This is a genomic window from uncultured Senegalimassilia sp. (genome assembly GCF_934632265.1).
Classification (GTDB): domain Bacteria; phylum Actinomycetota; class Coriobacteriia; order Coriobacteriales; family Eggerthellaceae; genus Senegalimassilia.
In genome coordinates this window covers 1-10,230 of sequence record NZ_CAKTYH010000072.1, presented here as the reverse complement: position 1 = coordinate 10,230, position 10,230 = coordinate 1, and the positions used below count along the sequence as shown (strand labels likewise).

Sequence of the window (10,230 nt, the reverse complement as noted above, 5' to 3'; positions counted from 1 at the left end):
CGGCTCCTGGATAAACACAGGCGTGATGCGGCCAACGCCCAGTTCAAGGAAAGGGATCTTTTGCTGCGCGTGCGCGCCGAGCCAGTCGGAGACCTTGCGGTACTGCTCCTCGTAGAGCTCGCCCTGCAGGAAGTTGCCGTAGCCGCGAACCCAGGGGAACGCCTCGGCCCCGCAGTGCTGGCAGCGCGGCACGAGCTCTGTCGGAACCTCTAGGCCGTCCCCCATGGCCTCGACCATGCGGGAGACAGGCTCGGTTGCATCCCATACGCTATCGGTGCAGCAGCGGGAGCATTGGAAGAAACGATGGTCGCCTTGAATCTCGGCCACCTTTTCCCAAGGGTAGATCTTCACAAACTGCGTGTCCTGGTTGGTGGTGAGCACGAAAAAGTCCTTATCGCGAAGAACGGCGTCGAGGTCCTTGTAGGGCTCGCGCAGAGGGGCGTTGAGCGTGGTGTTGAGGAACGTCGCAAGATAGCCCCAGCGCGTCTCAGCGGTGGGCCAGCGGTAGAACGAGCCCTCGAAGGCGCCCTTGAAACCGTAACGCTCGGCGAACTTGCCAAAGTGTTTGCGGAAGCTGGCGTTGTCCTCGTAGTAAAAGTCGCCGCCGCCCGCCGCCGAGAGCCCGGAGGCCCCTCCTACGAGCACGCAGTCGGCTTCCTCGATCATGCGGGTAAAAGTCTCGATTTCCTGCTTGTAGGCAGCGGACTCGCGATTGCTCAGGTCGTATGACGTGCCGCCGTTCCGATAGGCGGTCTGATAGGCAAACGATCGGCTGGTAAGCTCGATGACGAGCTGCTCGTACGGAGTCACTCAATACCCTCTTTCAGCTATAATGAACAGGTGTCTATAAGCAGTATCAATGTCGATTTGCGTGAGGGCAATGAACAGCTTCGAGACGCTGTCGATAAACGAACGGCTGCTGGGTATTGTCGGGCGGTGCAATTGGAGGAACCATGGAAGCGGGGAAAATCGATCGTCGCCGACGCTATACGCTCTCGGTCATACGGGAGGCGTTCTTCGCGCTGCTATCCGAGGCCGGCTTCGCAAAGATGACGGTGGCGGATATCTGCCGCCGCGCCGATATCAACCGCGGCACGTTCTATCTGCATTACGAGGACAAGTTCGCGCTTCTAGACGCGCTCATCGACGAGGCCCTGGCGGCGGCGCCCCCGCTCGAAGGAACGGAGGCGAGGGCCCTCTGCCAGCGCCCGCCGGCAAACGATGACTATTGCCTGCTCTACTCGGATGACGATGCGTACGCCCGCGTGGCACAGCGCGTCGTCGAGCGCGGGGCTGAGCAGATGGTTCCCCGGATCATGGAGAAAACAGGGTTATCGCGCGAGGACGCCTTCCTGCTCTTCGTCCACAACGTCCAGGGCAATCTAGCCGTCAACCGCCTGCTCGGCTGGAGACGAGGCCCTAAGTTCGCCCATGCCCAGGAGCTGCTCAACGCCTATTCCGAAGGGGGCTTGCTGGCGGTATCAAATCGTCACGATTCCCGTAGCTCATCTTAACCGCGGCCCCGTTCCAAGCAGGCGGCGCAGTTATGCGTTTGGGGACAGATTGGGCAACCTGCGCACCATCCCATAATCCGCCGGCAATCCCATTTGCGATACCGCAAGCGGCTAAGCCTCGATATGCGAGCTCATGTAATCGATGAACTTCCTGGTGGCGATGGGCATGGTATCCCAGCTTCGCCATGCCGCCACCACGTCGCGCGATGGAGCCGCCGCAATCGGAAGCACCTCGATATCGGCGCGCACGCACTCCACGGTGCGGCGATAGAGCATGCTGACGCCCAAGCCCTCCTCGACCATCGCCATGATGGTGTAGTCGTCGGTCACCTTGCTCGTCAACCGCGGTTGCAGCCCATGGGCGGCAAACGCATCGAGCACCAGGCTCTGCTCGCCCTCGTCAAGCAAAAGGAAAGGTTCAGCTGCCAGATCTTCAAGCGTTACCCGCGCTTTGGCGGCCAGCGGATGGTCGAAGGGCACCAGCGCCACCATCTCGTCGTGATAGACCATACGCTCGTCAAGACCCGCCGTGAAGCCCCGCGCGGTAAAGCAGAAATCGACCGCGCCGTCGTGCACCCACTGGGCGTTGCGCGTGTAATCGCCCTGCTTAAGGGTAAAGTGAACGTCAGGATGCAAGGCGCTGAAGCCGCGGATCACGCGCGGCAGCACGGTGCGGCTCACGTTGGTGAAGGTTGCTATGCGGATGTCGGTCGAAGACAAGCCCAGCAGCTCTTGGCGCTTTCCCTCAAGCTCGGCCTCTGCCGTCACGATCTGACGCAGGTAGGGCAGGTACTGTTTCCCATCGCGCGTAAGCGAAACGCCCTGCTTGCCCCGCTCCAAAATCGTGGTACCCAGCTCGCGTTCGAGCGCCTTGACCGCCTGGCTGACCGCGCTTTGCGTGTAGCCCAGCTCGTCTGCCGCCGCCTTAAGGCTCCCGCGATCGACCACCGCGCAAACGACCTGATACCGCGATGACATAACGCCCCCCTATGGCAAAAAAGACCGTGATACGTTTTGCCCCGGCCTGCTTATCTTCTATTAGCATTGCTTAATCATACTGAAGATACATTCGCTTTACTACATCGTTTTAGCAGCGCACAATCCTTTTCGTGAAACCATTTCGAAACAAAAGGAGTCCCATGGATCGCAAAAAGGCAATCGCGCTCTCGTTTTCCGTTCCCGTCGCATGGGGCTTCTCGTACCCTTTGATGAAGATCGGCATGGACGGCATGAACGCCACGAGCATCGTCGCGCTGCGCTGCACCATCGCCTTCATCGTCTGCGTGCTGCTTTTTCACAAGTGCACCTTCCGCATCAACCGCGACCTCATCGTCCGCGCCGCCGTCATCGGCGCCATCATGGCGGTCGAGCTCACCTGCATGTGCCTGGGCTCGAGCCTCACCTCGGCTTCCACTGCCGGCTTTTTGCAGAGTTTAACGGTCGTGATCGTGCCGTTCGCCAACGCTCTGCTGCTGCGCCGCGCCCCCGAGCGCAAGGTGCTCCTCGGCACCGCCGTCGTAACCGGCGGCATGCTGCTGCTCTCGGGCGCCGACTTCACCAGCCTCAACCCCGGCGCGCTCGTCATGCTGCTTTCGGCGTTCGTCTACGCCGCCCACATCATCATCAGCAAGCGCTTCGTCGAACAGGTCGACCCGCTGGCTTTGGGCGTTTGGCAGCTGGCCTTCGCCGGCCTGTTCTCGGGCATCGGCGCGGCCACGCTCGGCGGCATCACGCTTCCGAGCACCCCGACCGAGCTCACGGTCATCATCGCGCTCGCGCTCATCTGCTCGGCTTACGGCTTCATCACCCAGGCTTACGTGCAGCCGCATGTTCCCGCCGAGACCACCGGGTTCGCCTTCTCGCTCGAGCCGGTCTGCTCCGCGGTGTTCTCGTTTTTCCTGGTCGGCGAGGTCTTGACCCCCATCGCCTTCCTGGGTGCGGCGCTCATCATGGCCGGCGTATTCGTCGCCACCATCGAGCCGCCTCGTCTGCATGCCCCGGCCTACCCGCAAGAGGCGATGGCGGTGGAACCCAAGCGGGTTTCGTAAGCCCCCACAGCCCTCGGCGCAGATAGCCAAAGAGAACTTGACGCAAATCGCAGCGAGCGATAGGCAGAACTTTCCGAATCGATGGCTACGCCATCGTAGCAGCGACCAAGGCAATCCTCCTGAAGAACATGGACATATGCCCATCATGTACCGTACCTTCTCCTACGAAAAGAGCGATTTCAAAAGCGACGCAGTGCTCATCACAAGGAAAAAAGGGGCGTAGTCAACCTCATCTGGAATATATCTGCATCATTGAATACAATATGATGCAGATAAACGATAGATGGTGCAGATAGGAAACGAACATGAGGCATTTCGACTACGCGCAGATGCCGCAAGGCTTGCTAACGCCGAAGACCGTAGGGCTGCTCACGGCGGTCCATGAACACAAGGGTCGACAGGCGCTCTACCTCAACGCCAAGGCGGATGTCCTTGATGCCCTGACGGAAGTCGCGAAGGTCCAGTCAACCGAAGCCTCAAACCGCATCGAGGGCATACGCACCAGCGACAGGCGCCTGCAACAGATCATGTCCGAGAAGTCGGATTTGCGCTCCCGCGACGAGGAGGAGATAGCCGGCTATCGCGACGTGCTGGCCACCATACACGAGAGCCATGACTTCATCGACGTCACGCCGAACGTCATATTGCAGCTTCACCGGCAAATGTACCGGTATACGCCGTCCTCCATGGGCGGGCACTTCAAGGTCGGCGACAACGAGGTGCGCGGCATACGTCCGGACGGCACCGAGTACGTGCGGCTGAAAACCGTTCCCGCGGTGGCCACCGAGGACGCCATGGAGCGCTTATGCTCCGCGTACCGCGGCGCCGTTGCAAGCGAGTCGATAGACCCGTTGCTTGCTTCTCTTATATTCGTGTTCGACTTCACCTGCATCCATCCCTTCAACGATGGCAACGGGCGCATGTCCAGGCTGCTGACCCTGCTATTGCTGTACAAGGCGGGTTACATGGTTGGCAATTACGTCTCCATCGAGAAGGAGATCGAGCGCACCAAGGGCGCATACTATGACGCCTTGGCAGCAAGCTCGCAAGGATGGCACGAGGGCCGAAACGACCCCGGCCCGTTCGTGCGCTACATGTTGGGCGCGATCCTGGCTGCATACCGCGAGTTCGAGGAGCGCGTCTGTGCGGTGGTAGACGCCAGGCTCACCAAGGCCGAGCGCGTCGAGGCGGTGCTGCGCAGCTCCGTCGGCAAGACGACCAAGCGCGACATCGCCGCCGCATGCCCGGACATCAGCCAGACCACCATCGAGCGCACCCTATCGGATTTGTTGGCAGACGGTAAAATCGAGAAGACGGGAGCCGGCCCTGCGACAGGGTACATCTGGAAAGGACAGCGCGGTCGGACCGTCAAACGGTAAGGAGACCGCGACTTCCCCGCTCCAGGCTTATTCGTTTCTTCTCGGAATAACCGAATCCACTGGTCAACCTGTGAACGATCGCTGCTCCCTCAGATTGGGATCTTGCAGCGTCATTTCACCTGGGCAAATCGATACGCTTGCTCGATCCAATCAAACAATTCATCATCCAGATCGGATACATCGCTGATGACGAAATGAGTTGTCCACCGTCCCGGGTAAGGCTCGGTTTTCACCGCTACCCGGTCAAATTCCAGCGGAGCAGGAAGCCCCAGCGTAAGCACGAAATAGCCATCCGACAGCTCCGCCTTCTTCACCTTCAAGAAGGACACGCAGGCATAAAGATGGCGATTGTAGAACGAGATCTGGGATTTCCGCACTTTGATTCGACTGTCGGGAAATCTGGAAAGCAGCTTTTCCTGAAAGCGCTCATACAGCGGATAGACAGACTGATGCCGATCGAAGAACGACAGCGTGTCTTGAATCAAGGTGTCCATTGGCACACCTCCGCACAATTCCGATTCGATGCTCGTACTCGAATTAGGATTTGCGGCATCGTCCAAGGCAACCGCGATCATCGCCACTGAACAAGCTTGCTGCTATTTGGGCAGCTTCCTTTTCCCCGTCATGGACTCTATCTCAAGGCGGTAGACCGCCGTCCTGTCGATTGCCGCAGGGCTGAAATATGCGTGCTCAGCAGGGTGGTACTGGTCCATGAGCTGCCGCAACGCTGCGACCTTTTCGTCCCCCGTCAGCATGTGGATGCGGCCTTTTCCCGCCACGCTGGCATAGGACATAGTGCAATAGCCTTTGTTTTCGAAGTACTGAAGCTCGTGGTCGCAATCCATCTCGAAGGCTGCACGGGAGTCGCTTTTCATCAGGTCGATCTTATGGCCCGACAACGCGCTGTGAAACACGAGCCCGATCTTCCCCTCGCGTTCGCATATGCCGAAGTTCAACGCAACGACATACGGAAACCCGTCATCATCGTTTAAAGCAAGCCGGCAAACGTCGCACCGCCTCATGATCTCGAGCAGTTCGCTCGAATCGGTTACCTCTCTATCGATCCTGCGCATCTTCTCCTCCTTACCATGCTGCGCCCTGATACCGGTTATGCCACGACGGCGGCCCAGCTTGCAAGCAGCTGGGCCGCCGCGCAGACGACGAGGGCGATCTTGCTGACGAGAACAAAGGCAGTAACGAAGGCCGCGGTCCCGCCAACAGACGGATTTCACCTAAAGGGGAAACAACCGATCGGCTAGCCCATGATCTGGGCAAGGTCGGCTTCGGGAGTGGATATGGGGCGAATGCCGTAGTTGTCCACCAGCACCTGCAGCACGCCGGGGCTCACGAACGCCGGAAGCGTGGGGCCCAAGTAGATGCCCTTGATACCCAAGTGCAGCAGCGTGAGCAGGATGCACACCGCCTTCTGCTCGTACCAGGAGAGCACCATGGAAAGCGGCAGGTCGTTCACGCCGCAGCCGAAGGCATCCGCAAGCGCGAGCGCGATCTTGATCGCGCCGTAGGCGTCGTTGCACTGGCCGACGTCCAGCAGGCGCGGGATGCCGCCGATGCTGCCCAGGTCCAGGTCGTTGAAGCGATACTTGCCGCAGGCAAGGGTCAGGATAACGGAGTCGGACGGCGCCATCTTGGCGAACTCGGTGTAGTAACTGCGCTCCTTGCGCATGCCATCGCAGCCCGCCAGCAGGATGAAGCGCTTGATGTCGCCGGACTTGACCGCATCGATGACGGCAGGTGCGACGCTCATCACGGTGTCGTAGCCGAATCCGGTGGTGACGCTGGTGCCGCCGTTGATGCCGGTGAAGATCCGATCAGCGGCCCAACCGCCCAGCTCCAGCGCCTTATCGATAAGGGCGGAGAAGTCCTTGGCGCCGTCTTCGCCCACCTCTACGACATGCGCACCCGGGAAGCTCACGGGGCCGGTGGTGAACACGCGATCGGCATACGACTCATCTGGTTTCAGCAGGCAGTTGGTCGTCCACAGGATCGGCGCGGGAAGGTCTTTGAACTCCTTGCGCTGGTTGTGCCAAGCGGTGCCGTAGTTGCCTTTCAGGTGCGGATGCTTGCGCAACTCGGGATAGGCGTTCGCGGGGAGCATCTCACCGTGGGTGTACACGTTCACGCCGCGGCCTTCGGTCTGCTCCAAAAGCTGCTTGAGGTCGTGCAGGTCGTGGCCGGTGACCACGATGAAGGGGCCCTCCTCGACCTTGAGCTCAACCGTCGCAGGCTCGGGCTTGCCGTAGGCGGAGATGTTCGCGTCCTCCAAAGCGGCCATGGCGGCCAAGTTGACCTCGCCGCATTTGAGAACCAAAGGCAGCAGATCGTCCATGCCCAGATCGGAGCCGACGGCCCGCATACCCTCATACAGGAACGCCGTCACAGCCGGATCCGACTTCCCCAACGCCTGCGCATGGTAGGCGTACGCCGCCACGCCGCGCATGCCGAAGAGCAGCAGGCTCTTCAAGCTGCGGATATCCTCCTGAGCATGCCAAAGCTCGCCCATGTCGTACAGATCGAATTCACCAAGGGCGATAGCCTTAGCGCGAACGCGGCGCTCGAGGGCGGCGATGGCTTCAGAATCGAAGCTGACGTTGCTCACGCAGGCGAACATGCCTTCGAGCATAAGCCCGTCGGACTCAGCATCCCCCTTTCCGCCGTCCTCGGCTCGGGCTAGGGCGACCAACGCCCCGGTCAACTCGTCTTGCAGCCGAGCCACATCGGCGGTCTTGCCGCATACGCCGGCGGCTCCGGTGCAGGCGGTGCATCCCGCCGTCTGTTCGCATTGGAAGCAGAACATGTTCCCGTCAGTCATTTCGCGCTCCTCAATCAAAGGTTTCTTTTCGAAGTGACTGCACTATACTGTGGTATCGCATACATTTCTGTTGTAGAACCTACAGGTGGAGCCAATGCTTGATATCCCCAATTCCTCCTCGATGCTTTTCGCCGGCATAACCCAAGACGAAGCGAACCTGATGCTGCCCTGCCTTGGGGCGACAAGAAGGGCTTTCAGCCGACAGGAGCGGATCATGCGCGCCGGTCAGCCCACCGAATACCTCGGCGTCGTCCTATCCGGGCGCGTGCGGATCGAGGTCTCGGACGCCTGGGGCGAGACGACGATCCTGGATATCTTGGGACCCGGCTCGCTTTTCGCTCACGGGTACGCCTGCAGCATGGAGCCCCTTGACATCGACGTGCTGGCAGATTCGGCCTGCGAGGTGGTGCTGCTTAAAGCCGAGCGGATCATCCACCCCTGCCCCAAGCAGTGCGGCTGCCACGCGCACATCTCCTCGAACCTCATGCGCGCCTTGGCGCTAAGCAACCTGGACATGAACAGCCGCGCCATCGCCATGACCCCCAAAACCATACGGGGCAAGATCCTCGCCTTCCTCTCACAGCAGCAGAAAAAGGCCGGCACCCGCGCCTTCACCATCCCCTACAGCCAAACCAAGCTGGCAAGCTACCTCAGCGTCGACCGCAGCGCGTTGTCGAACGAGCTGTCGAAGCTGCGCAAGGAAGGCGTCATCGACTACGAAGGCCGCACGTACCGGCTCCTGTAGCGCGCTGGCAACTTGCAGCCACGTTGCAGCTGGCACGGATTCCCGTTTTGCGACCGACGCAAATCCCGCATGGGCCCGTACTTCATCGCCGACCCCGACGGCCAGTGAATCGAGATCATCCCCGCGAAATAGGGAACGCGGACGCCTCCTCAGGCCGGCCGCCCGATCGATCCGATCTCGCACCGATCGGGCGACGCACTACTGCGCTGCCCGTATGCAAGCCTTGAAACCCGCATGCGGGCAGCGCGCAAAACCCGACGCTCCCCTACAGCGCGCTCATGCGCACGCTCATGTCGAGGGGTTTGGCGAAATGCAGGCAGGTGGTTGCCAGGCCGTCCACGCCGGTGGCGGCGTACTCGGCCGCATTGCCCAGGTTAACGCCGCCGGCGGCGATGAGCGTCACGCGGGGGTTGATGGCCTTGAGCTGCGGCACCAGCTGCGCGACCTGCTCGGGCGCCACCTTGTCAAGCTGCACGCCGTCGACGCCGGCTTCCACCAGACGCACCGCGTCTTCGGTGCTCGACTCGACGAACAGCTTTTTCTCGCACACCTTCGCCTTGAGCTGCGGCAAGTCGGCGATGAACTTCTCGAGCCCGCCGTAGAAGGTCAGGTGATGATCGAAGACGAGCACCGTCTCGCTCAATCCCAGGCGATGCGGGAAGGCGCCGCCGACCGTGAGCACCTTGACATCGAACGGCTTGGTGCCGGGCATGAGCTTGCGGGTGGAAAGCACCTCGCACAACGGGTTCACGGCATGCACGGCGTCCACCATCTGCTTGGCCTTGGTGGCAAGCGCGCAATAGTACTCGAAGATGTTCAGGCAGATCTTCCAGCCCATATGCAGGCCGGCCGCAGGGCCTTCAACGGTCATGAACGCGTCGCCGGGCGCAAGCATGCTGCCGGTGGGAAGCGCTTCCGTTACCGTGCAGCCGAAGCGGCCGAAGATGCGGGCGGCCTCCTCGGTCCCGCAAAGCAGGGCCGCGTCGCGCGTGTAGTATTCCATGCGGCCCGGCTGCGCGCCGATGCCCAGAACGTGCGTGGTCAGGTCGATCCCGCTGGGGATGTCGGAGGCGATAAGCTCATCGAGATAGCTGTCCGGGATATACATATGGTTCCTCCTTGCGCTTCCTAGCGCGTGGTTTTCCTTCTTGAAGATGATACCGCTAGCCGCGAGCCGTTGCTTACCCCAGCTCGCCCTCGCCACGGCCCAAAAACGCCATCACTTGCGGGTCGAACTCGCGCGTGAACAGCTCGTCGGCAGGGCATACCGCCTGCAGCGCGCCTCCCAGGATGATGCCCGCGCGATGCCCCAGGCTGCGCGCCTCGTTGAAATCGTGCGTGACGAACACCACGGTGCAGCGGAAACGGCCGTGCACGTTTCGCAGCGTTTCGTACATGCGCTTTTTAGTGGTGGGGTCGAGCGCCGAGAACGGCTCGTCGAGCAGCAAGATCTCGGGCTGCAGCACCAGGGCGCGCGCCAACGCCGCGCGCTGGCCCTCGCCGCCGCTGATGATGCCGGGATACCGATCGGCGATGTGGCGGATGGAGAACAGGTCGAGCATCTCGTCCACGCGGCTCGCCGCCTCCGCCTTCGAAACGCGCGCCATCCTCAGGCCGTAGCCGATGTTCTCCGCAACCGTCATATGCGGGAACAGCGCGTGGTCCTGATAGACGATCCCCAGCCGCCGCGCATTTTTTTATGTACGCGGTTATC

11 protein-coding genes are annotated in these 10,230 nt (G+C 61.0%); 4 read left to right on the top strand and 7 right to left on the bottom strand.

Annotated features, from left to right (window positions below):
* Positions 1-810 (bottom strand): hypothetical protein (locus Q0H50_RS06345; RefSeq protein ID WP_294420618.1); only part of this gene is annotated, 810 nt, incomplete at its 3' end.
* Positions 811-953: 143 nt separating this feature from the next.
* Here Q0H50_RS06345 and Q0H50_RS06340 point away from each other — a divergent pair.
* Entirely contained in the window at positions 954-1,514 is a 561-nt protein-coding gene (locus Q0H50_RS06340; protein ID WP_294420616.1) for a TetR/AcrR family transcriptional regulator, read from the top strand.
* 111 nt (positions 1,515-1,625) lie between these two features.
* Here the strand turns inward: Q0H50_RS06340 and Q0H50_RS06335 are convergent, their stop codons facing one another.
* Positions 1,626-2,492 (bottom strand): LysR family transcriptional regulator, encoded by an 867-nt coding sequence (locus Q0H50_RS06335; RefSeq protein WP_294420615.1) that lies wholly within the window; start codon positions 2,490-2,492, stop codon positions 1,626-1,628.
* A 161-nt stretch (positions 2,493-2,653) separates the two neighbouring features.
* Here Q0H50_RS06335 and Q0H50_RS06330 point away from each other — a divergent pair, with 161 nt between their 5' ends.
* Together Q0H50_RS06330 and Q0H50_RS06325 are read left to right on the top strand one after the other, a co-directional pair.
* Complete coding sequence (locus tag Q0H50_RS06330; protein WP_294420613.1) at positions 2,654-3,562, top strand: DMT family transporter; 909 nt, start codon at positions 2,654-2,656, stop codon at positions 3,560-3,562.
* A 305-nt stretch (positions 3,563-3,867) separates the two neighbouring features.
* On the top strand, positions 3,868-4,941 hold the full coding sequence (locus Q0H50_RS06325) for a Fic family protein (RefSeq protein ID WP_294420612.1): 1,074 nt from the start codon (positions 3,868-3,870) through the stop codon (positions 4,939-4,941).
* 110 nt (positions 4,942-5,051) lie between these two features.
* On the opposite strand, the gene Q0H50_RS06320 is transcribed toward Q0H50_RS06325, so the two are convergent.
* The 3 genes from Q0H50_RS06320 to hcp form a co-directional block, all read right to left on the bottom strand.
* A complete protein-coding gene (locus Q0H50_RS06320) occupies positions 5,052-5,435 on the bottom strand; it encodes a DUF5655 domain-containing protein (protein ID WP_294420610.1) in 384 nt (127 codons plus the stop codon).
* Positions 5,436-5,537: 102 nt separating this feature from the next.
* A complete protein-coding gene (locus Q0H50_RS06315; protein ID WP_294420608.1) occupies positions 5,538-6,014 on the bottom strand; it encodes a pyridoxamine 5'-phosphate oxidase family protein in 477 nt (158 codons plus the stop codon).
* A gap of 182 nt (positions 6,015-6,196) precedes the next feature.
* Positions 6,197-7,771, bottom strand: a complete 1,575-nt coding sequence (gene hcp / locus Q0H50_RS06310; protein ID WP_294420606.1) for a hydroxylamine reductase — start codon at positions 7,769-7,771, stop codon at positions 6,197-6,199.
* 94 nt (positions 7,772-7,865) lie between these two features.
* Between hcp and Q0H50_RS06305 the strand changes: the two genes are divergently transcribed.
* Positions 7,866-8,516: a Crp/Fnr family transcriptional regulator gene (locus tag Q0H50_RS06305; protein ID WP_366936644.1), complete on the top strand. Its 651-nt coding sequence runs from the start codon at positions 7,866-7,868 to the stop codon at positions 8,514-8,516.
* A 265-nt stretch (positions 8,517-8,781) separates the two neighbouring features.
* Here Q0H50_RS06305 and modD read toward each other — a convergent pair whose 3' ends face one another.
* Positions 8,782-9,624, bottom strand: coding sequence for a ModD protein (gene modD, locus Q0H50_RS06300; protein ID WP_294420604.1), 843 nt, complete (start codon positions 9,622-9,624; stop codon positions 8,782-8,784).
* Between the two features lie 73 nt (positions 9,625-9,697).
* Positions 9,698-10,192, bottom strand: a complete 495-nt coding sequence (locus Q0H50_RS06295; RefSeq protein ID WP_294420620.1) for an ATP-binding cassette domain-containing protein — start codon at positions 10,190-10,192, stop codon at positions 9,698-9,700.
* Positions 10,193-10,230: the final 38 nt, after the last annotated feature.